The 22475-nt window shown below is 56.1% G+C and carries 21 protein-coding genes; 9 read left to right on the top strand and 12 right to left on the bottom strand.

The window, feature by feature from the left end:
• Positions 1-81: 81 nt before the first annotated feature.
• From ACX3M4_RS17300 to ACX3M4_RS17290, 3 genes are all read right to left on the bottom strand, one after another.
• Positions 82-957 (bottom strand): hypothetical protein, encoded by an 876-nt coding sequence (locus ACX3M4_RS17300; RefSeq protein WP_459354244.1) that lies wholly within the window; start codon positions 955-957, stop codon positions 82-84.
• A 612-nt stretch (positions 958-1569) separates the two neighbouring features.
• A complete protein-coding gene (locus ACX3M4_RS17295; RefSeq protein ID WP_459354243.1) occupies positions 1570-1779 on the bottom strand; it encodes a cold-shock protein in 210 nt (69 codons plus the stop codon).
• Positions 1780-2050: 271 nt separating this feature from the next.
• Positions 2051-2962: a transglutaminase-like domain-containing protein gene (locus tag ACX3M4_RS17290; RefSeq protein WP_459354242.1), complete on the bottom strand. Its 912-nt coding sequence runs from the start codon at positions 2960-2962 to the stop codon at positions 2051-2053.
• A gap of 98 nt (positions 2963-3060) precedes the next feature.
• On the opposite strand from ACX3M4_RS17290, the gene ACX3M4_RS17285 reads away from it, so the two are divergent.
• Positions 3061-3957, top strand: coding sequence for a transglutaminase family protein (locus ACX3M4_RS17285; protein ID WP_459354241.1), 897 nt, complete (start codon positions 3061-3063; stop codon positions 3955-3957).
• Positions 3958-4119: 162 nt separating this feature from the next.
• Here the strand turns inward: ACX3M4_RS17285 and ACX3M4_RS17280 are convergent.
• Both ACX3M4_RS17280 and ACX3M4_RS17275 read right to left on the bottom strand, forming a co-directional pair.
• Positions 4120-5063, bottom strand: a protein-coding gene (locus tag ACX3M4_RS17280; RefSeq protein ID WP_459354240.1) for an IS630 family transposase whose coding sequence is annotated in 2 segments (ribosomal slippage) — positions 4120-4727 and positions 4727-5063 — 945 coding nt in all. Because the reading frame shifts where the segments join, the coding sequence is not laid out codon by codon here.
• An 87-nt stretch (positions 5064-5150) separates the two neighbouring features.
• The gene (locus ACX3M4_RS17275; RefSeq protein WP_459354239.1) at positions 5151-6254 is read right to left on the bottom strand and encodes a fatty acid desaturase; all 1104 of its coding nucleotides are present in this window, start codon (positions 6252-6254) and stop codon (positions 5151-5153) included.
• Positions 6255-7164: 910 nt separating this feature from the next.
• Here ACX3M4_RS17275 and ACX3M4_RS17270 point away from each other — a divergent pair.
• The 5 genes from ACX3M4_RS17270 (at position 7165) to ACX3M4_RS17250 (ending at position 11705) form a co-directional block, all read left to right on the top strand.
• A complete protein-coding gene (locus tag ACX3M4_RS17270) occupies positions 7165-7476 on the top strand; it encodes a hypothetical protein (protein WP_459354238.1) in 312 nt (103 codons plus the stop codon).
• 414 nt (positions 7477-7890) lie between these two features.
• On the top strand, positions 7891-8244 hold the full coding sequence (locus ACX3M4_RS17265) for a hypothetical protein (protein WP_459354237.1): 354 nt from the start codon (positions 7891-7893) through the stop codon (positions 8242-8244).
• A 379-nt stretch (positions 8245-8623) separates the two neighbouring features.
• On the top strand, positions 8624-9691 hold the full coding sequence (hflK, locus tag ACX3M4_RS17260) for an FtsH protease activity modulator HflK (RefSeq protein WP_459354236.1): 1068 nt from the start codon (positions 8624-8626) through the stop codon (positions 9689-9691).
• Positions 9688-10722 carry a protease modulator HflC gene (gene hflC / locus ACX3M4_RS17255; protein WP_459354235.1) on the top strand — a complete coding sequence of 345 codons (1035 nt, stop codon included), beginning with the start codon at positions 9688-9690 and terminating at the stop codon, positions 10720-10722. Before hflK ends, hflC begins: the two co-directional genes overlap by 4 nt.
• 161 nt (positions 10723-10883) lie before the next feature.
• Complete coding sequence (locus ACX3M4_RS17250; RefSeq protein WP_459354234.1) at positions 10884-11705, top strand: hypothetical protein; 822 nt, start codon at positions 10884-10886, stop codon at positions 11703-11705.
• 380 nt (positions 11706-12085) lie between these two features.
• On the opposite strand, the gene ACX3M4_RS17245 is transcribed toward ACX3M4_RS17250, so the two are convergent.
• The 3 genes from ACX3M4_RS17245 to ACX3M4_RS17235 all read right to left on the bottom strand — a co-directional run bounded on the left by ACX3M4_RS17245 (position 12086) and on the right by ACX3M4_RS17235 (position 14200).
• Positions 12086-12226: a hypothetical protein gene (locus ACX3M4_RS17245; RefSeq protein ID WP_459354233.1), complete on the bottom strand. Its 141-nt coding sequence runs from the start codon at positions 12224-12226 to the stop codon at positions 12086-12088.
• A gap of 149 nt (positions 12227-12375) precedes the next feature.
• Complete coding sequence (locus tag ACX3M4_RS17240) at positions 12376-12642, bottom strand: DUF1488 family protein (RefSeq protein WP_459354232.1); 267 nt, start codon at positions 12640-12642, stop codon at positions 12376-12378.
• 358 nt (positions 12643-13000) lie between these two features.
• A complete protein-coding gene (locus tag ACX3M4_RS17235) occupies positions 13001-14200 on the bottom strand; it encodes a DUF1611 domain-containing protein (RefSeq protein WP_459354231.1) in 1200 nt (399 codons plus the stop codon).
• A gap of 941 nt (positions 14201-15141) precedes the next feature.
• On the opposite strand from ACX3M4_RS17235, the gene ACX3M4_RS17230 reads away from it, so the two are divergent.
• Entirely contained in the window at positions 15142-15759 is a 618-nt protein-coding gene (locus ACX3M4_RS17230; protein WP_459354230.1) for a helix-turn-helix domain-containing protein, read from the top strand.
• A 139-nt stretch (positions 15760-15898) separates the two neighbouring features.
• Here ACX3M4_RS17230 and ACX3M4_RS17225 read toward each other — a convergent pair whose 3' ends face one another.
• From ACX3M4_RS17225 to ACX3M4_RS17210, 4 genes are all read right to left on the bottom strand, one after another.
• Complete coding sequence (locus tag ACX3M4_RS17225) at positions 15899-16093, bottom strand: hypothetical protein (RefSeq protein ID WP_459354229.1); 195 nt, start codon at positions 16091-16093, stop codon at positions 15899-15901.
• A gap of 270 nt (positions 16094-16363) precedes the next feature.
• On the bottom strand, positions 16364-16654 hold the full coding sequence (locus ACX3M4_RS17220; protein ID WP_459354228.1) for a hypothetical protein: 291 nt from the start codon (positions 16652-16654) through the stop codon (positions 16364-16366).
• A complete protein-coding gene (locus ACX3M4_RS17215) occupies positions 16651-16782 on the bottom strand; it encodes a hypothetical protein (RefSeq protein WP_459354227.1) in 132 nt (43 codons plus the stop codon). The genes ACX3M4_RS17220 and ACX3M4_RS17215 overlap by 4 nt, the downstream gene beginning before the upstream one ends.
• Positions 16783-16800: 18 nt before the next feature.
• A complete protein-coding gene (locus ACX3M4_RS17210; RefSeq protein ID WP_459354226.1) occupies positions 16801-18204 on the bottom strand; it encodes a PAN domain-containing protein in 1404 nt (467 codons plus the stop codon).
• Here ACX3M4_RS17210 and ACX3M4_RS17205 point away from each other — a divergent pair.
• The gene (locus ACX3M4_RS17205; protein WP_459354225.1) at positions 18139-20187 is read left to right on the top strand and encodes a hypothetical protein; all 2049 of its coding nucleotides are present in this window, start codon (positions 18139-18141) and stop codon (positions 20185-20187) included. The two genes, ACX3M4_RS17210 and ACX3M4_RS17205, sit on opposite strands and share 66 nt — an antisense overlap.
• Before the next feature lie 112 nt (positions 20188-20299).
• Positions 20300-22432, top strand: coding sequence for a tetratricopeptide repeat protein (locus tag ACX3M4_RS17200; protein ID WP_459354224.1), 2133 nt, complete (start codon positions 20300-20302; stop codon positions 22430-22432).
• Positions 22433-22475 lie beyond the last annotated feature (43 nt).

The raw sequence follows: 22475 nt of genomic DNA, 5'->3' as shown, positions 1-22475 counted from the left end.
GTTCTTCTGAGATTTGTCTGAATGCCTTGCCGCCATGCCGGAAAAATACGAGGGCGTGGCTGGCAGCGCTAAATGGCCAAATCAACTTTGTTTTTGTTGGGCGCTTCTTGGGACGCTTCTTTGGGCAGTGCGTACCCGGCTGCGCCAGGCCTCCGGTGAAAAATCCAGGCCCACCGGTTTGCCGGCAGCGATCAGGAAATCGATCAGTCGCCCCGAGACCTCGCCGGCGCGGTCAGTGCCCGGTGCTCCCACCGACATGCCGACGGGTTTGCCGGTGAGTTCCTCATACAGACCGAGCATATCGTCCAGCCAGCTGTTGATCTGCCCATCGCCGTGGTGGCCGGGCTGTACTGTCAGCCCGCGAATTCTGGTCAGAGCTTTGATGGACCGGGTGCAGCGTTGGGACAGGTTCTGGGCGGCATGGATCGCGCCCGCCCTGTCCTCGTCAAACGCGGCCAGGGAGACCAGAAGCGCGGTCAGGGGCTGCTCATCACGGTCAGTCGGGTCGGTGAGGGCGTTCGACAGAGACCGGTCCTCGATCCCGTCAATTACATCTGCAGGATCAACGCCGAGGCGCTTGAATACCGTAGAGGCCATCGCGCGGTAGCGGGAAGGGATCGGTGTGGAGAGCTTGGCCGGGTCGATATCTTCCGGGAGCTCTTCGCCGTCTCGTCGGGCAAGCACATAGGCCTGGCACAGGAAGCGTTTAAGACCGTTCTGTAGTTTTGACACGCGGGTGGTCAGGTCTGCGCTCGGGACAAGGTTCGGACGCGCCCGGCCAAGGCCACTCCAGAAAAGAGCCTCATCAAAACGATCCCGGTGGGACAGAATCTCAGCCAGATCAACTCGAAGCGCACGTGCGATCGATGCCAAGTCCTCAGCAGAGTATGAGATCGCGCCTGAGGCCATTGTTGCTGCGAGAATCATTGTGAATGTGAGCAACATCAGGCCGTTCATGCAACGTCGATTCAATATGGAGTCAGTGAAACATCCACGGCAGTCCACAGGGCAGCGTCGGGCTTAGTTGGCTGGAAATGGCTGGACGAAATTGGGTCGTTGCAACACCTAGTTTAAATGACCGCTTTGCGGCCCCATTTCAGACGTTCGCAGGATTTCCTCCCAATCTAAAAAGCTACCGATCGTTTGGGCATTAGCGAAGGTCTACAGAGGGCGGATAGCGGGCATTTGAGCCGCTCCCCACGTTGACAAAGGTTATCAGGTCTTTGCTCGCCTGCGCTTTTTTGCCCCGCCTGCTTTGGGGGCGGCCGCTTCAATGGCCGTCTTGATTGCCTGCATGGCAAGCCGGGCCGAACGGAGTTTTTCTGTCCTGGTCTGCCGGCGTTCGGCTTCGGCGCGCTGGATCTCCTGCGAAATCCGCTTGGTTGTCTCAGCCTTGGATTCTGCGGATTCGCGCTTCGTCTAACCGAGCTTGCTGCGCTTGGATGAGGAGGACATGAAAGCCAATCCTTGTCGGTCACCGGTACGTAAAAGGCCGGGAATGGTCCCGGCCTCTTCAATCTTCCCAACGGTCCGTGCCAGTACATCCGTGGTCAAGGACCGGGATGCACGTTAGACTTCCTGCAGATTGTCTGCGGAGGATTTGCCGGAGCGGCTGTCCTTGACGATTTCAAAGCCGACTTTTTGGCCTTCGACGAGCGTGCGGATACCGGCGCGCTCGACGGCAGTGATGTGGACAAACACGTCCGACGCGCCGTCTTCAGGCTGAATAAAGCCGAAGCCCTTGGTGGAATTGAAGAATTTCACGGTTCCAGTGATCATATCGATTTCCTTTCAATCGAACATGAGAATACGCCCATGCTCACGGCATGCGCGCTTTGGGGAGTACGTCGATGTTGAAAGGGAAGATCGTAAGGGCGCCGTGTGCGCAGACACAAAGTTCATCAAGCAAGATCGATGCCTCACTTATAGACGCGAACAATGTCCGCAACAAGGCGGAAGGCAAAGAAACATCCTTGCATTCCAGATAACTCGCGCGTTTCAGATGCTCCTTGTCCTCCGGAGGAACGGCACACCTCGTCTTTAACACCGGTCAGGTGCCGGTTTGCCATGCGGTCACTGCCGGCTGACTTCCCATTCCGCGCTGCCGGGGATGCGGTCTCGTCTCAAGGGATTGCAGCAAAGTTACTTCGTCTTCATTGTCCGCCAGTTCCAGGCTCCAGACACGAAAGCCGGTAAGTTCATTGGCGCCGAAGGACGTCATCATCGCAACATCAGCGGCATCGTGTCCCCTGACCATCAGAACACGTCCGGCCCTTGGCACATTGTAGCGGGCGTCGAATGTGTACCACCTGCCATCCAGAAAGACTTCGAACCAGGCGCAGAAGTCGTCGAAGCCTGTGTCGGCGACGCCGATGTCCCCCAGATACCCGCTGGCATAGCGGGCCGGTATGCCCATTGCCCGGCACAAGCTTACCGCCAGTTGCGCAAAGTCCCGGCAAACGCCGGTCTTTTCCTTCAGCACGTTCGTGGCTGTTTTGTCCGGCCGGCCGAAGCTGTATCCGAAGGCAACATGGCTGTGAACGAAATCGCAGATCGCCTGAACCCTTGGCCATCCCTCTTTCGTTTGCCCGAATGTCTTCCAGGCGAAATCCCCCATAAGATCGGAATCGCAATAGCGGCTTGCGAATAGATAGGTCAGCGTTTCGTTGGGCAGATCCTGCAGGGCGATTTGGGATGCGGCAAGGTGAACTTCATCCGGCTGGCCGTCCACCTCCACGATGCAGTCGGACCAGAATGTGGAGACACCCGCAGGCGCAGTCAGGCGGGTAATGCGATTGCCATAGCCGTCGATGTATTCCCGGATATCGGGAACGTCGATATTCCTTACGCGATCAGAGCCGATCATTCTGCCGGCAAAATCGTTGTGAACACTCAAGGCCAGAAGCATCGGGACAGGCGCGGGGCACGTGACGGTAATCTCAAATCCTATTCGGATGAGCATGTCGATCTTCCTTGTGCGCGGGTGAATTAAGGTCCAGGCTGCAGCGCTTTCCGAGCCAGGAATAACCAACAACGGCATGCGGTGGCGACAAGGTTCCGATGACAACCGCTATTCGCATCCTCCACACTACACGATATCACTACAGCCAGCCGGTAAAGTTTGGGGTTCATCGGCTGTTGCTGCGCCCGAGAGACGGTCACGACCTGCGACTTCTCTCGTCGGCGATCGCCATCTTCCCCGAACCCCGGCTGCGCTGGCACTTCGACACCTTCGGCAATTCGGTCGCAACCGCAGAGTTTTCCGTGGCCTCGGACGTGCTCGAGTTTCGAAGTGAGCTATTGATCCGGCGGTTCTCCCACGACGATTTCCTCGCTTTGCCCGACCGGGGCAAAAGCGCTTATCCCTTCGCTTATCCAAAGGAGGATCTTATCGATCTTGCGCCGTTCATATCGCTGGAAAACCCGGAAGAATGCCCGGTACTCGACGCGTGGCTGGCAGCTGAGATCAGTTCTGCCCCGGACGAGGTTCTTGCCTTCTTGCGCCTGTTGTCCGAGACGGTCAACGACAGGCTGACCTATATCCGCCGGGAGCGGAGCGGCACGCAGAGTGCTGCTACAACGCTTAAGAAAGGGACGGGCAGTTGCCGTGATTTTGCATTCCTGTTTATGGAAGCGGCCCGCCGTTCAGGTTTCGCAGCCCGCTTTGTCACGGGGTATCTGAACGATGTCCTGGAAGACGGGCAAATGCACTCCGGCGGCGGGGCGACCCACGCATGGGCGGAGGTGTATCTGCCCGGCGAAGGCTGGGTGGAGTTCGATCCCACCAATCGTATCATCGGCAGCCCGGACCTTATCCGGGTTGCCGTCACCCGGACGCCCCGCCAGGCAATTCCCATCAGCGGAACCTACGACCCGCGTCCCGGAGCGGTCTTTTATGGAATGGATGTTGAGGTGAAGACCAGCATCGAGCCCTACGAGCCGGGCTATTCTCTTTAGAGAACAGTCTCCCCGGATATAGAAGGTGCAATTCAGTTGATCCGGCAGGCGCGCTCACAAGCAGATCCAGTTCACACGCTGAGCCGTTCACCGGTAGATGTTCGGTCTTGAGCCGGACGAAATTTCAGAACCGGCTTCCGCGGCTTCTAGAGCGTATCCGTTTTATGTTGGTTCATATCCGGCGGCAGCGAAGTAGTTTGCGCATTCCTGTGGTTTGAAGTGAGCGCAGAGGTCGCCAACGGAGTTCCACAAGGCGTCGACCGTACGCTCGGCCCTGGCGCGCAACAGCGCCTTGAGTTTCGAAAACGCCATTTCGATCGGGTTGAAGTCGGGACTGTAGGGCGGCAGATAGCGCAGCTCGGCGCCGGCGTTTTCAATGGCTTCCCGGACCCCGGCAGCCTTGTGAGCCGGGAGGTTGTCCATCACGACGATGTCGCCGCGTGACAGCGTTGGCACAAGGGCCTGCTCGACATAGGCCAGGAAAGCCAAACCGTTCATGGCACCGTCGAGGACCATCGGTGCCGTCATGCCGGTCAGGCGCAAGGCATCGGTGAAGGTCGTCGTTTTCCAGTGGCTGTGGGGCACTCCCGCTCGGCAACGTTCTCCCTTCACAGATCGCCCACGCAGCCGTGCCATCTTCGTATTCAGGCCGGTCTCGTCAATGAAGACGAGCCTGGCCGGATCAAGATCAAGTTGGCCGTCGAACCAGGCCTGACGCCGCATCATCAGGCCAGGGCGTTCCTGCTCCAATGCGTGTGCGGTCTTTTTTTGTATGTGAACCCGCGCGAGCGCAGCCAACTGCTCAACATGCTTCTACCGATCTTCAGGCCACGGTCTTCGGCAAGGCAGGCGACCATCTCGTCCAGCGTGATGTCCTTCTTGTCCTCGATCAGGCCAACGATGAACCCGTCGTGCGGATCAAGACGGGACGCGTTCTTGCGTCCCGGCTTGCGGGGCTCCGTCTCGCCCTGTCCAGCGCGCGCGATCCAGCGGATCGCACTCGAAGCGCTCACACCAAATCTTGCCGCAGCCTGCCGCGCGGAGGCTCCTTCCCGAGATGCTTGCAATACCCGATCCCGAAGATCGCAACTCAGTGCCCGACCCATCAAATCGCCCTCCAGTGATGGAAAGCTTGAATCAGACATCAAACGACATGTCACTTCACATTCGATTCATCGATAAACGGATGCGCTCTAGGAGAAGGCATTCCCCTGGTTTTTCCATCTGGTTTGTCTCTCATTTCGGAAGGAAACAAGGCGACCGGCCTCCTCGTCCCAAAGAACCAGCTTCACGCATCCAAGGCTCTGGCTCAGGGTAAGGCGCCCGACATTCCGTAACTCCGGATGTGTCTGCAGCACTGCCGGAAGCCGATAAAACGGAATCTTGGGCGAGAGATGATGAACGTGGTGAATTCCGATATTTCCTGTGAACCATCGCAGCAAAGGCGGGAGGTCGTAATGTGAGCTTCCCGAAAGGGCTGCAGTCTGAAAATTCCAGTCGCCCTCTTTTGACCAATGGGTGCCTTCGAACTGATGCTGAACGTAGAATAGCCAGACGCCCGCGCTGGCGGCCATCAGTGTAATGGGGATTTGAACCAGCAAAAACGGACCTGTTCCGACAAGCCAGATCATGAAAGCGAACGGGATCGCGATGCCGAGACTTGTGGAGAGGGTCGATATCCAGGGAGAAATTCCTTCGCGCATCAGACCATAGGGCAGGCGGTATTGGGCGACAAAGAGCCAGGCAGGTCCGAGGCCGAACATCACCAGTGGATGACGGTAAAGCCAGTAGCGCAAGCGACGCCAGCGTGAGCGTGACCTGTATTCTCGCACAGTCAAGGTATCAACGTCGCCGACACCGCGCCGGTCCAGGTTGCCCGCGGTTGCATGATGAATGGCATGCGTCCGCCGCCAGTAGTCGTAGGGTGTAAATGTCAGAACGCCGATAATGCGGCCGGTCCAGTCGTTGTGGCTACGGTGTGCAAACAGATTGCCGTGCCCGCAATCATGCTGAAGAATGAAAAGACGGACCAGAAAAGCTGCTGCCGGAACCGTCAACATCAACCCGACCCAGTAGCCATGAACGACCAAGATCGCAGTCAGCCCCCACAAGGCGATGAAGGGGATTACGGTGACCGCTATTTCGATGCTGCTGCGGACAGAGTTCTGAACCCGGAAGGGCGCAAGGGCCGCCAGCAGGGACCGGTCAGACCGGCCTGTTCGGGAACTCGTTTCAGACGGCGGATTATTGGCTCCCGGGAGAAGGGCCTGTTTTGGGGATATCGGCATATCGGACATTAAGCATCCTCCCATACTGGAGCTTTTATCTTCATCGTTTCTCCAGTGTGAATGTCCGCGGATGTCAAAAACACTGCAATCTTTTAGTTTTGAATTAGCTTTCTAAGCAATGCATGGATTATATAGGGGTTTATAAGCGCAGCTATTTCTTAGTTTCTCTGAATGTTTTTGATATGACAATAAATTTCATGCCAGAAGAGTGTCTTGAGTCAAAAATAGTCTTCGAAGGCAACGTAGATGACTATCGCAAAGCTGAGGAGTGCGAAATAGGTCGTGAAAACCTCAGATCCCATGACTTTTTTGAAAACGTAACTGGTGGGAGCCATTCTGCCCTCGATTCTGGGGCGAAGTATCCAGGCTCCTGTCGGCAGCGCCCTGTCAAATTGCTGCGGATACCTCTCTATATAATCGAATTCGCTGACATTGCGAGATTTAATTTTGAAATACTGAGAAAAAATAATAATAAAAAAATATTGCATGGATAGAAATAAATAATTTTTTCGCCCATTGATATTTTCCTAAAAAGGAATACGATATCAAAAGAATTAATTGATCGAAAATATTTGATCGCATCGCAAAGAATTTGGTTTTTTCAATAAAGTCCATGCGGAATGCGGCTGCATTTCTCAAGTGACTGAGTACTGAAGCTCTGCGGACGAGCGTCGACTGCGTCCAATTTCGTTCCTGTAAGATAGAGATGTTTTCCGGGAGCCGCCGAGTTGCGGCTTTCCTGTCAGCAAATGCAGGAAACGCTTGCCGACGGACATACGCCTTCCATGTCCGGACACTCAGACAGTGGCCATCGCGGAAGTGGCAATCGCCTGGCCAATGGCACGTGTGCAGCCAGGTTTGCATCAAAAACGGTCGACAGGCTCTCAATACAAATCGACCTCAAGGAAAGAATCGTAACATGAGCAATGAACTCAATAATCGTCCCAACGGACGCAATAATACGGTGCGGCAAGTTTCCGGCCACCGTTTTAAGGTCGGTCAGCTTGTCAGGACAATGGGCATTCGGCCGATGGTCGCAAGTAACAACACCGACGCCTTCCGTATCACGGCGTTGCTTCCGTCAGTTGGCGGACAACCGCAATACCGTATCCGCAACGAACGGGAAATGCACGAACGGGTAACGACGCAGGATATGCTCGAACCGGTTTTGGTCTCCGAAAAGGCGCAGAACAATGCCAGCCTCATTGCGAGAACTTTTGACCGCCGCTGACACCCGGCCGGTTTCTTTACCGGGTCGGGACATGATCGAGACGGACGGATACCGAAAGTCCGGGGGCAGGCAATTGGACCAAGCGGTACTTGTCTGCAGGTGCTCGGAATGCTTGCTCTCAACGAACTGAAGTTGCGGTCTGTTACCTGCGATTCACTTCAAGGAGCGTGCCGGCAGCCGTGCCTCGAGGCCATATGTGGTCGAGGTAACGGAAAACCACTCCGGGGGAGAGGCTTCCCAGCCTGCAGAAAGACAGCAGCCTGAATGGTCGCAACAGACCGAGGCATAACAGCCGAAAGAACCGAGACAAGCGAAATGCCGGGCAAGATTAGATGATCGTGCTCCGACTGGGCCGGCTGCAATTCAAGACAATCAACAAAGCGATGCGGACGTTTCTCCGCAGGAGGACTTGAAATGAATACTCCCGTATGGCTGAAACCTGCCACCATTGGCGCCTTTTTCGGCGCCGTAGCGGTTACAATTGTGGGATTTTCCTGGGGCGGCTGGGTAACCGGAGGAAATGCGGACAGGATGGCGAACAAGCTGTCGCACAACAACGTTATCGCGGCGCTCGTGCCGGTCTGCATCGACAAGTCCCACACAGACACGCAGCGGGTAGACAAGCTGGCGTCAATACGTGAATCCTCCGTCTTCCAGCGCAGGAGCGCCCTTATGGAGGCAGGTTGGGCAACTGTGCCCGGATCGGATACCGCAGACCGGGACCTTGCGGAAGCCTGTTTGGCGGCACTCAAGCTCGAAAAATCTTGATGTCATTTCGCAGGGACCTGGAGTGGGCAGGGGTGTCTAGGAGGATCTTTCCTGCCATCGATGGAAGAATAACCGTGGCCAAGGCGTCGTATTCGCCGAAGCCTTTCACGCTACAGGCGTTTTTCTGTCCTCGGCCGAGGAAACACCAATCGGATCGGGCCGCAATTCAAGCCGCCGAAAACGAAGGTATGCCGGTGTTGGATGAGCAGAAAAGCTTCAGGTAGATCTGGATCGGGGTGCACACGCGCGCCATCGAGGCGCATGAAGCACTCTGTCCAGAGACAGAAAGCCGGGCTGTATCCAACCAGCAAACCCAATTTTGGAGAACCAATCGGTCGGACAGTTCCGGTTGCATCAGCTTCTCATGAAAGGCAGCAGCATGATTTCCCAAAGCAAAGGACCGGAAAACCCGGGCCCTTGGGGACAGGAGCCGAAAGATCGCTCAGCCGATATCGACGCCTTTCTGAGGCAGGGCCGCCAGCATCTCGGTGGCATATTTCCAGGTGGTTCCCCATCGGGTCGGGGACTTCTGATCGCCGGCGCACTTGGGTTGGCCGGTTTCGGTCTATGGTCTTCCTATTACACGGTGCCCAGCGACTCCGTTGCAGTCATTCAGCGTTTCGGAAAGTTCGTCGCGGAGGTCCCGCCGGGACTTCATTTCAAATTTCCCCTCGGCATCGACACTGCGACGATCGTCCCGGTCAAGCGTCAATTGAAGCAGGAATTCGGCTTTGCGACGCCTGGTGGAAACGACCCGTATCAAAGTCCTTCCGACGGGCGGCGTGAGACCGAGATGGTCACCGGCGACCTGAATGCGGCGCTGGTCGAATGGGTGGTTCAGTATCGTATTTCGGATCCGGTCAAGTTTCTGTTCGAGGTGCGTGAGCCCGCCGCCACCCTCCGCTATGTCTCGGAATCCGTGATGCGAGAGGTCGTTGGTGACCGCACTGTCGATGAAGTTATCACGATCGGCCGGCAGGAGATTGAAAGCGAGGCGCTTTTGAAGATGCAGGCTCTCGCCACGAAATATGCCATGGGCATCAGCATCGACCAGGTGCAGCTAAAGAACATCAACCCGCCCGAACCCGTCCAGGCGTCCTTCAACGAGGTCAACCAGGCGCAGCAGGAAAAGGAGCGCCTCATCAACGAGGCGCGCCGGGAATACAACAAGGTCATTCCGCTTGCCGAAGGCGAAAAGGATCAACGTATCCGTGAAGCGGACGGCTACCGGCTAAAACGGATCAATGAAGCCGAGGGGGATGCGGCACGCTTCACGGCCCTGCTGACGGAATATCTCAAAGCACCCGATGTGACACAGCGGCGGATCTATATCGAGACCCTTCAGGATGTTTTGCCCGGCATCCAGTCGAAGATCATCGTCGATGGATCAACCAGCAGCATCCTGCCACTTCTCAATCTCGATCGCCAAAAGGAAACCAGCCAATGAAGATCATATGGGGACTTCTGGCCGGAATCGCGGCCATCGCGCTGGTCACGACTTCGACCGCCGTTTACACGGTCGGAGAAATCGAGCAGGCGATCATCACCCAGTTCGGCAAGCCCGTTGGCGAGCCCATCACCACGGCGGGGCTCAAGCTGAAAGTTCCCTTCGTCCAGGACGTCAACCGCATCGACAGCCGGGTTCTGGAATGGGATGGCAATCCGTCCGATATGCCAACGAAGGACAAGCTTTACATCTCCGTCGACCTGTTCGCCCGCTGGAAAATCACGGACCCCTTGCAATATTTTCTGCGGCTCCGCGACGAACGCAGCGCCCAGTCCCGGCTCGACGACATTCTCGGCAGCGAGACGCGCAACGCGGTTGCCAAGCACGAGCTGATCGAGATTATCCGGACAACAAAAGGGCGTACTCCCTTGCGGGACACGCTTCTGACAGACGAGGAACTTGCGCAGGATATCGGGTCGCTCGTTCCCATCCAGAAGGGTCGAGTTCTCGTTGAGCAGGAAATCTTCCAGGCTGCGGCCCAGAAGGTCCAGGTTTTCGGAATTGCGCTGCTCGACATCCGCTTCAAGCGGATAAACTACAATGAAAGTGTCCGGCCAAAGATTTACGACCGGATGGTCTCGGAACGCCGCCAGATCGCCGAACGCTTCCTCTCGGAGGGTAACGGCGAGGCTGCGCGGATCCGCGGCAACAGGGTGCGCGACCTGAACAAGATCCAATCCGAAGCCTATCGGTCCGTGGAAGAAATTCGCGGTGTGGCAGATGCATCCGCCGCCGAGATCTATGCGCAGGCCTACAACACGACACCCCGGGCCGCGGAATTCTATGAATTCACCCGCACAATGCAGGCGTACAAGGACATGATTTCCTCGGGAACGACCCTGGTCCTGTCGACAGACAGCGACCTCTTCAAGTTTCTCAAGGGAATGGAAATTTCAGAAGCAGGCGAGAACAGTGCCCGGCCGCAACTGGATGTGAACAACGCGGCGAGCAAAAAGATACCCTTCCGATAGTCCTGTTTCTGTCGTGTGCAACCGAACAAGTTCGACGGGACGATCGTCCGTGTTTGGAACCACTCCCAAAGCCATGAATATGTTGTCAGAATGAAAGTTGCTTATTTCAGATTTGTAATCGTAATTCATGGCAATAAGAAAACAAACAGAAAGCAAGGTGCATGAAATATTTATTTGAAACTCACGCTGGTTCAATAAGTATTATTGACATCAGTCGATGCCTATTTTTGAATTTTAGATTTTTTTCTCTGTTGGTTTTTGGCGTTTTTGTTTCAGTTATGCTTCCTGCAGATCTCGATGCACAAGCTCGGCTCCCGGAAAATGCCGCAGAAAGTTACAATGGCAAGGGATGGGAGTGTTTGGCGGGCTACCAGGCACAGGAAGAAGAATGCGTTGCAATTCAGCTTCCGGAAAATGCGTACCCGAACGGCAGAACCTACGGGTCGGGTTGGGACTGTCTACGCGGTTTTTTTGAAAGAAACGGAAAGTGTCAGCCCGTCACGATTCCTGAGAATGCCTATTTGAATTCATCCGGTACCGGGTGGAATTGCGTACGAGGTTATGCGGAAACCTTCGAACATACCTGTCGGCAGGTGATTGTTCCTCAAAACGCACATTTGACCGCAAGGGGCGACAATTGGGAGTGCGAATTTCCGTATCGTGCAGACAAAGGCGCATGCCTGAAGCCCGTTGCCCCGGACAACGCGCACCTCAATCATGCCGCTTACGGGAATGGGTGGCAATGCGATCGCGGATATGTCGAGACAAACGATACCTGTAGTCCAATAAACCTCCCGCAAAACGCCTACCTTACGGGCAATACATATGACGGCGGATGGGAATGCGAACGGGGCTACAAACCTCTTTCAGATGCTTGCGTCGCTGTGACCGTACCGGAAAATGCGCACCTGAACTACTCCGGCAATGATTGGGAGTGCGACCAGTCATTCCGCCAGGATGGTGCTAACTGCGTCCTGAACTAGGTCCTGTTGTTTATTCCTAGGCACTTGGACAAGCTTTCGTCGCGGGATTGCCGCGGAACAGGAATAAAATTCAACGTCTTATTGAATGATTACAGGTCGACATGTCGATCTCCAACCTCTGGAATTTGACGCGACCGCAATGAAGCGCACAGTGCTGTACTGCACTTGGAGCATGTCCCGGTTTTACCGGGCCACTCGACATGCTCCAAGTCTGTTTTCAAACGCCTTTCCGGGCGGCGATCCGGTTCCTAAACCGCTCAGAATTGCACCAGGAACCGAACTCACTGATATGCACGGAGACAGGATAAAGCCTGGTTATCCCTCTTGTGCTGCCTCCCCCCCAGTCACAGGGCACGTGCCGGTGCACGACCTGGGCGGTTCTACTTCTTTTTGCTACTTCCCAAGGAAACGGCGACGCCTTTTGTCAGCCCGGTTGTCGTCGGCTGAGCGGCTTCCGCCGCCTTCTTCACCATCTTGGGTTTCCTTATTTCTCGGTTTCCACGTTTTTGCCCTTTGGCCATTATCTTCTCCTGTTAGGTGAGCCGGATTTATCAAAACGGTTCGATGGGTTTGGCTCTTGCCCACTGAAATAGGTAAGCTTTGCAACCGGCCTAATACCCAGCGCGTGCACCAGGTGGAGCGCGAGATCGAGTTTCCAGAGGCCGGATTTCTATTTGACATCGGCTGCCGTGAGCACAATTGTTGCCCTGCGTCTGCGGGAGTAAGACTTACTGGCAGACCTTTCCATTTCAGAACGTTTACTATCGAAATGCGCAAGATACTGACTGCTGCTGGACATCTCGTCTTTTGTCATAGCCTGAAGAATTGAGACCTCTACGAATATCGAGATTTCAAACACTCCGTCATAACCGATAAATCGTATGGATCTTTTGCCAGGATCGTAGCTTCTGCTTCGATTGGGAAAGCTCAATGCCATTGGTGCAGTTCCTCCCAGGACAAGCATGTGCGAACCGAGGTGAGGGCACTCAGGCATCGAGTTCGCTGTTCAGGCCGATATCAGCATGCTCAACACCACTATCGGCCAGACTTTGCATGGGGAGCAGATATGGGATACGCAGCGGCTTCCCCCGACGGACGCATTGCTTGTAGGTTTTGGGCACCGGAGGCACTTATCCCCATCACGCCGGCCGCAAGCAAAACCCTGGCGAACCGGGGTTCTCCCATAAGAGACCCGGTATTGTCCGCGACGGAAATTTCCCGAGTTCGCAACCTGGCCACGAGAGCGGGCGTATTTTGAAAGGTTTTCTCAAGTTCGACCTCCAGACGGGGTGCCGTCATCGGACACGAGTGTCCTGCTTGCTTTCAAGTTCCGGAAACGATGCAAAGGCCATGTTCACAAGCAGTTCTTCAGGACGGGCCAGGGCATCCGTCACGGGTATGCCGAAATCGCTTTCATAGCGGGAAATCGCCGCGCTGATTTCCGGATCCGTCATGTTTTCGTGGTTGATCGTGATGCCGATTACCTTTGTATCTGCGAAGGCTTCGATCAGATCGATCTCCGAACGTGGTTCTGGCATCTCCATCTGTTCGAAATCGCAGCGATGCTTGCGGCGCGGCGCATGTTGCAGGATGACCCCGTTTGGCGCACTTCCCCTCAAGATGGAGGCTGACGTGCAAAAGGCTGGATGGCTTAATGCCCCCTGGCCCTCGATTATGATCACATCCGGCTTTTCGGCCTCGAACGCTTCCAAAATCGTCGCTTCCAATTCACCGCAACAAAACCGGGAGGGAACAGCATCCAGCGCGACGCCATAGCGGCTGCCTTGCATCAAGCCGGTTTGACCGGTGGATACCATGATTGCCCGGATTCCCCGCTCGACCAGAGCTCTCGTCAAAATGCCTGCGGTCGTTCTCTTGCCAATGGCGCAATCTGTGCCTTGAACCGCTATTCGAGGGCATGCCAGGTTCCGGACCGCGCCGCTGAACAATCTCAAATCATTATTCGACCGCGGTTTGCTGACATCGATGATTGTTGCGTTGTGCTTCGCGGCTGCAGCTACGAACTCCGGGTCGTCACTGAGAAATTCGTGGAGACCGTTGACCACGTGCATGCCATATTCCAGAGCGGCCACAACGATTTTGCGTTCCGCCGGAGACAGCATTCCCGTCGCCCGCTCCATGCCAATAATGAAATATTCCGGCTTGCGGCCGGCTCCGGCGAGAGCTTCTTCGAGATCCGCAAAAACCTGTATTTCGTTCCGCTTTCCATCCAGGATCTCACCGGCATCGCGACCCGCCTTGGTGCTGTCGATAATCGAAAGAACCCCAAACCTCTCGGAATGGCGCACGAGCCCGTTTGCCGTTTTGCCGTACGTTCGGCCAAAGTTGCCCTCGCAATAGACGATTGCGGCCGCCGGCACGGCATGTGCCGATACTGGTTTCGATGCCGAGCGAGAAACCGAGGTTCCCTTTGTAAAGGACAGGCGAAGAGCCGATCTGGTCCTGGCGGCTTTATCAAAGGGAATGACGGTCATTTAGGCTCCTCGGGTAAAAATGCGGCGCATGCCGGTCAAGGCGCGCGAAGACCACTGCCTTCATGCCAGACGAATGAACGCGCAAAGAAAGAATTTGAACAATGAGCAGGCTTGCGTCTGACTGAATACCGATCCCGTCACGCTGGGTCCAAGCACCGCGCAGAGTTCGAATTCAGAGAGTGTTTGCGTAAAAGGATCGTGCAGACAATTTCATCGCCAGCATGGCGTTTCTTCTATTTGTCAACGGGGCCGTGTGCCCGAACGATCATGTCACAGGTGCATCCTGCGCCATTTATTGTTGAATGTACAACGCCAATTACCTGTTCTGAATTTATTCGCCAAATTTACGGCAGGATTGTCTTGCTTGCTGCCTGGGTAAACGAGGTTTGCCGGGGGCTCCGATTGCGTCCATATTGGACGCCAAATCGTTCTGGAGTTCCTGCCGGTTTGCCTGGATACGGACAAGCCCGGCAATATAAAGGCACAGAATTTCTTTTCCCGTTTGCTCGATCTGAGTTTTGACAACTGACCGTATTCCTCGTCGGAGTTTCCTGGGCGAAAGTTCTCAGGTGGGTGCTCCGGAAACCCGGAATGTCGATGGACAAGGGAAGCGTCGCAGTGCTACAGGACAAATTGAAGTGCAGAAGCTTGTCAATTTGGCTTCAAAAATCGCCCCTTGTGCTGTGGTGGGCGAGGCGTCCTTTCTTCGACACTCTGGTTCGTCCCTCGTTGCAGCCGAATATTCGGCTGCCATCAACTAGCCAAACTAAAGATAAATTTACGTGCGAGTGGAATTTGTGCTCGGATAGATGGCATATTCCGGCTAGGGGAAGGCGGGGCAGTGTCAAATCAGAAAACACCGGTCAGGGATCAAGTGCCTTGGTCTGACCGGATCAATAACTCTGACGAACAGCAGGAAACGCGATACATGCATCACTTTGATGCTGATGCAGATGGTGCCGACTGACAGGACGTCGAGCGGATCGTTCTGGAACGAGACCCTGAGGCCGAGCCTGAAAGTAACTGTCAATGCTGAGAAGACCATTCGCTGCAAGAAATGTGGATTGCCACCACCGGCTACCGGTATCTCCCAAGCGGCAACAGCGAAATTCTTTAGTAGACCTGACGGTACGTTGCCGACTCGATCGTCGACCCGGCATTTCCATTTTGACGCTGATTTTTCTCTCAAAAGAGAAAATGAACTTAAGATTTGTTTGAAAATAGGGTGTTCTAAGCTGAGTATCGACTATCCTAAACTAGAGCCTGAGTTCCCAGTTCAATTGCTTGGAGGCAATATGACTACAAATACATCTTTCATACTGCCTGAGCAGGTACTTTTTGCGGTATCAAACGGCAAGAATATCGTACGAGCCTACAGAGAATATCTCGGCTACTCTCTCGAAGAATTTTCCGCCACGAGCGGTCTGGCTATTGAGGAGATCAAAAAAATTGAAGCCGGGCATCGATATGAAAAAGGCTATAGGCCACGCATCGCGCGGGCCCTGGGCTTGCCAGATCAGGTGTTCGATGATGCACAGGTTGTTTCAACGGCAGCCTAAGCAGTGGGCCTGCAAGGTTCATCCCCTCTTGTGAATACGGCAACGCTCATTAACAACCGTAGCCACTTTGTTGTGGCCACGGCTGCTTTCTGAAAAATCTATCCTCCTGGATGAGCAATGCGATTGACGACATCTCCTTTTAAATTTGTTCGATGTAGGAGACGTCCGGACGGGCGGTCACGGCTATCGAACCCATCGTCGCCATGGTCAAAAACTTCGGCGACATTGCAGTCGGGATTTCTTCTGCGGCGGAGGGACAGACCGCAGTCACCCACGATATCTCGTCTAGCATGCGATTGGCAGTACCGGGCGTCGAGCTCAGCACCTCCATCATGCAATTGGTCTCCACCAAAACCGGTGCGGTTCAACCAGCATGAAAACGCCAGCGCATCTGCGAATTTCTTTCATTGAAATCATTGTTGAATCTTAAGGTCAGCGATACCATCTCTTTAAGAAAAACTAACAATTTCAATTATATAATGTGATTTTGGTAGCGGAGGAAGGACTCGAATCCTCAACACGCGGATTATGAATCCGCAGTGCATCGAAGTTTGTACGTTAACATCAATCGCTGTTACGTAGCATACAAATCAGTGTCGGCAAATTACGGTGGTTGCGCGCTCCCGCAACCAAATACAAAAAGGCCGTCCTTCAGGGCGGCCTTTTTGTTTTTGCTCAGTGGAGACAGGTGAGAAACTGACGGGGGCCCCATCAAGGTGAGCGCATGCTCACCGCAGAAGGGCAAAAATGACAAATCCTGCTCAAGAAACCAAACATAAAAACCCATCAGCATCGCTGGTGGGGTTGTTTGTTTGATTACGGGGTCGACGATTTTGACCTGACAGGGCTCCTGCAAGGAGCGCTCCGCGCGACGCAGCGGGACAAAAACAATCAAATCCTGAGACCGAAAACAAATACAAATAGGCCGTCCATCTGGGCGGCCTTTTTGTATTCGATCAGTGGAGACAGACGCAAAAGCAGAACAGCAAGATCGGGCGAGGCGACAAAGGCACCGGTGTTCATGCCGTTGCCAATGCCGCTCTACCGAATCTGCTGTTTGACGCCGATCTGGTATCCGTTCTTGGAAAAATATTCGGGCGGTTGAAAGAAGAATTCGCAGGTTCTACTGCTCTGGATCTGATTGAACGCGACGCATTTGGCATCCTGGCTGCAGACGCGCCTGCATTCCTCATAGGAGGCGTTGGACAGGGTGTAGTCCGGTTGCCCCGAAAAGCCCTTCCCCCGTCGCCGTTTGATCTCGATGGACGAGGAGGACGACGGAATGTTCCGCGCTTCCTGTTCAAGGACATAAGTATCCGATTTCGCCTGGACGTATAGCTGACCCCTGCTGCGGGAAAAGCTCTTGGCAAAGCAGAACCTGTTCCAGCGATCATAGGTGACGGCGGAGCAATCCTTGTCCTTGTTGCAGAGGTCGATGCACTGGTCGGCGTCCAGATCCCTGGCGTTGAAAAGGTCACCTTCGGGAAGATCGAAGCTGACAAACATCGTGTATTTGTCTCTGGTGATGCTGATGGAAAGTTCTTTCGCCAGGTCTGCTGCGTCCGGCTGCGTCTCCATGGACATGGTACTGCCGGCACTCGACATGTTCATGTCGTGAACGGAGGATCCGTCGGTTTCGAGATCGAAACCGCTTCCCGGCCCGGCACTGGCAGCCGGTGTATCGAGGTCGGCGGCAGGGCCGCCGCCGCGCTGGTCCTCAAGGCCCATCGACCTGGACAAGTCGCCAAGGAATGCGTCCATTCCGGTTTCGGCGGGCGGTGCCGGTTCAGCAGTGCTGCTCATGGATTGTTGGGACAGCGCCGGGCCGGCCGGGTAAAGAACAAGCATCGTGACCGAAAGCGGAAGCAACAGGGAAATGCCGAAAGGAATGCGAACTTTCTGCAAGACCGTTTTCCAATCCCTTCCCTTCGAACTCACAAGAACCTCGCAGATATCTTTCGCCAACCAATTGCTCGCGGACAGGTTTGACCGGTTACAGGTCTTGAAGTGCCATAGCATAGGTGTGCAAATGATGAAAAGGTTGCCGCTGGAGAAAGCCGTTTGCCATCCGTTGAAATACCAGCCTGATTGACGAGATGTCCCAATGGGTTGCGCGAGGCGCCTTTGGTGTGAATACTGGCCGGAAACAGACACCTGTACCGCAGAATATTCAGAACCGGTGATTTGATGCGCCTGCCAGTTCTTGTTGCCTTTTCCTTTATCCTCGCCTGTTTCACGGCACAGGGCCTCGCCCAGACAAGTTCCCTGGCCGATCTGCAGGGCGCCGTGGCGGAAACCCGAGCGCGTGCGGACCAGGCACGTGCACGACTGGCTCGGACGGATGCTCGCCAGACTGCTGCCGAGGCAGAGCTCAGGACATTGATCGTCAGGGACGCGGATACATCCGGCATCGAAAAGTCGATCCGGGAGCTTGAAAAGACGCAACCCGATCTCACCGCCATCAAGGAACGTTTTCTGAAAGAGGGAGAGCGTCACGACGACAAACTGGCGAAGCTCAAGTCGGAACTGGGCCCCTTGCAGCAGACCCCGCTCGACACGTCCAGGATCGACGCTGAAATTGCCGCTCTCAAGGACGATATCCGGGATTTCGAGGATTACCGCGCCCGGGCAATCCAGGAGCTCCGCCAGGGCTTCTATTGCAGCCAGTGCAACCGCCCTGCGTCGCAGATCGTCAAGGAAACCGGGACCAGTTTCAAACAGCATCTGAGGAACGTGAATGGCCGCGCCATTCCGATGTCGGAAAGCAAGATCGCAGAGAAGAAAAAACAGTTTGACCGGCAATTGGAGCAACTGGTTACCAAGCTGAAGGCACGCGAGGATCAACGGGACCGTCAGATCAAGGACCACAAGGAGAAAATCGCGAAGCTGCAGCAAGCGATCAACGAGGAATACGACGACTACAATGCCAGGAAGGCCGCCTTCGATGCGGATATGGCCGAAGCGAAACAGAAGCACGAGCGCGAGACGCGCGCAAAAATCGACGCGCTGAGAGACCAGGCCCGGCAGACATGGGCAACGCACCGGGCAAACATTGAAGCCAAGCAGGACGATTTGGAGGCGCTCAACGACGAAGTATACGGGCTCCAGGACGAGATCCGCGACCTGGAGCTGGAAGAATTCAAGGCAGGTCTGAAGGTGGACCATGCCGTCTTTCTGCAACGTCTGGAAATGGCTGAAAAAGCCAGGGAAATTGCGAGGGAAAAGGAACGCCTCAGGCGTGAAGTGCAGGCGGCATTCCTCGCCAGCAAGAGAGCCGAGCAACTGCGGCGGGCGCGTGCGGTGCAGGCGGCCCTGGCAAACGAGCAGGCGAGAAATTCAAGGTTCCGGCAGGCCGCATCGCAGAGCCGCTCCGGCTGGGTGCAAAGGGAGGAAGAGCCCAGACAGCCAGCGCCCAGACAACGAACACCCGGACAACAAGAACCGGAGGCGCCTTCTACTGTCAGCCGGACCGAGGCCACTCCCGTAGAGGCCGAAAAACCATCCGTTGAACCAGTGACCGGTCCCCGGCCTGCGACGAATGTTCAGCCACAGTGGGATGAGCTGGCGCAACCGGACGACCGGCCGGTCCGCGAAGACCCGGAGCCTCGCCAGTCTGCGGACGCGTCGCAAGTGTCGCAGGACCGGGAGACCCTGGATCGCCTGAGGCGTGAACAATCGGCACTGGAACGCGCGGAGAAAGCGCAAAGGGAAGCTGCTGAAAGACTGGCGCGGCTGGAAGCGGAGCGGGCTGCCACACGGCGTGCGGAAGAAGCATACCAGCAGGAACAGCTTGAGGATATTGCCGGAAACGGCCGGACCTTCGCGGCCGAAGCCGGCTGGCAGCAGGATATTTCCCATCCGGTCGATGCCATTGCAGCCATGCGCGAGAATGCCGGCCCGGACGAACCAGGCTTGCTTGACGGCATAACCCGCAGTCTCGTTGATCTTGCGACCGGCAATGAGCCGGATCCACTGCGGGCGGAAAAGAATTCGTCCCCTTGGGATACGTTCAATACCCGTGTTGCCGAAGAGGTCGAGGCAGCAAAGAAATACTATCGCAAGAAGCTCAACCAGGCCGGAGAAACGCTGGCGCTGGGGGTGATCAAGAGCAAATCCCAAGGCCTTTCGGACAAGGCAACGGAATCCTTCAGGTCCTTCCGGGAATCTCTGGGCATCGAGCGATTTGTCATTTCCCGCGCGGCGGATGTCGCGCATGAAACCGCCCTGCGCCTGAACTACGAGGCGAGGACCGGCCAAAGCTTCGATAACCTCAGCGAGTTTGAACAGAATGCCGAAAGGGTTCTTGCTGCCGGGCGCCGCTTTTCAACGCCCCGGGTCTATCTGGATAGACTTGTAAGCCGCTACGAAGCCCTGATGAATTCCGCCCAACGAACATTCCTGCCGTGGCAATATGAAGATGATTATTGATTTTTACCTATGCCGTGCAGCGCCGCTGCTGCGTTCCGGCCTTCTCTCCTGTTGTTTGCTGCTTGTCCCTGCCGGAGCGCATGCCGGGACCACTGACAATTTCGCGACGCGGATGGACGCCGCTGCAGCGCTGATTGTGACGGCGCGCGACGCCGAAGGGGCGATTGCGGCCTATCTTGCCATCCAGAAGGATCATCCGGGCGAAATCCGGCCGATCTACAATCTTGCCCGGCTCTATGTCACCGAGGAGAACTGGACGGCGGCACGGGAGTGGTTCATCCGCTATCGCGATCATCCCGATTTTCCGCAAGACAGACGCGCCGATGTGGAGGCCCAGATCGCCGGTCTTCAGGACCTGATCAACAACGACGCCGATCCGGAAAAGCGCAAGACGCGCCGGTATCTGCTCGCTCTCGAGGACGCCGGTGCGCTTCTGCAGGCGGGCGACCGGGAAGGTGCTTTTGCACAGGCGCGTATCGCCAGCACCATCGATCCCGTCCGGCCCGAAGCCTATGCCATGGCGGCCGCGATCCTGATGGATGACGGCGATTGTGAAGGTGCCACCGCCTTTCTCGACCAGGGACTGGAGCTTGCGAAAGACGACGAGGCGCGGGATCTGCTCGGCAAGGCCGCCGCCGCCTGTGAGGAGACCGCCGACTATGCCGCCCGGACGGCGGCTGCGAAGGAGGCCTTCGAAAGCGACCGGACCGCGGAAGCCGCAAAGCTCTATGAGCAGATCGCTGTAGACTTTCCGAATGATCACGACAGCGCCCTGGCCGCCGCGACGGCCTATGCCCTTGCGGGCGACTATCAAAAAAGTGCGGACTTGCTGAAGCCACTTTCCGGCTCCGGCACGCCTGCCATTGCTGACGAGGCAAAGGACAAGCTTGCCCAGCTGGCGCCCTTCCTGCGTCCGGCGGCGCCTGACACACGCGCGGTTGCCAGGGACCTGCCAGGCGCTGACATCTACGCACGCGGTGTCGATGCGCTGAACGCCGGGGACGCGGAGGATGCGCGGCTTCTGCTCGACCAGGCGATCCGGCAGATCCACTTGTCCGCCGACATGGCAGATTATTTCCTGGCGAGGGGACGGGCACGTGGACAGCTCGACGAGCTGGACGGCGCGATCGCGGATTACCGGCTGGCGAGCCTGCTGGATCCGTCGCGCAGCGAGACCCACGTGGCGCTCGCCTCCATCCTGGTCAAGGCGGACAAGATCCCGCAGGCGGTCTCTGAAATCTCCACTGCCATGCGGCTTGAAACCGCGGATGAACGTGTCGCCGGCTTGCGTGTGATGCGGGGCCGTCTCCATGAACGGGTCGAAGACTTCGACAGCGCGTTCGAAGACTACAAGGCGGCGATCGAGGCCGGAGCGGATTCCGAAGGGATCGTCAAAACCTACCATGAACGAGCCGTGTCGCTGGCTCTTCGAGGCCGTCTGGCCGACGCCCGCCAGGCCTTCGAACGCGGCAGGCAGATCGGCTCCAACGCCTCTCTGGAACGCGACTACGAAGCCTTTCGAAAAGTGACCTTTGCCGTCCTGAACAGCAAATCCGCAGGGATACGAACCGAAATCTTCGAATCCGGGGACTGGAATGGTGACTGGATCAAGGAAAAATGGAACGCCGGATATTCGGTCACGGATCTGACCTGGGGCCACGAGAAGTGGACGGTAGTGATGGCCGTGGACGAGGCGATCAAGGGCCAGCGGCTCCGGTTTTCGGAAGACTTCCCGAAGGACGAAATCAAGGCAGCCTGGGACGAGCGCCTCTTCATCGACCGGATCGTCGCCTTTGACGGCGGCTGGATGCTGCTGGCCTCGGAACGGGACTACAGCGGACAATCCTGGATACGGCGCGAAAAGCTCGACAAGGCGGAAGTGTTGTCCCGGATCAGGGAAGAAGGAGAGATTACCGAACTCGCCTTCGCGGACGGCTCCTGGATCATGGTCAATTCCCGAGGCTCCGGCCTGCGCGACCAGAAAGTCGAGACGGACACGAGCTATCCGGAAACCGCCATCAGAAACTGGACCAAAAACGGCTATGCGCTGACCAGGCTCGCCTATGGCGGCGGTGTCTGGTGGGCGGTGTTTTCGAAAGGCGATCATTTGGGTGCAAGCGAGATCTTTTCGGCCAACCTTCTGACCGGTCAGGGTGTCAACTCGCTCGAACGCAGGATCCAGGATGGCTGGGATACAGGCATGCACAATCTCTTTTTTGCGCAAGTCGTGACCGAACCGAAATGACGGAAAACCCGGTAGAGGGGCAGACAGGCCGGACGCGGACCCG

The sequence above is a fragment of the Roseibium sp. M-1 genome (assembly GCF_054515675.1).
Note: the sequence above shows the minus strand (reverse complement) of the source record. Positions and strands in the feature narration are given on the sequence as shown.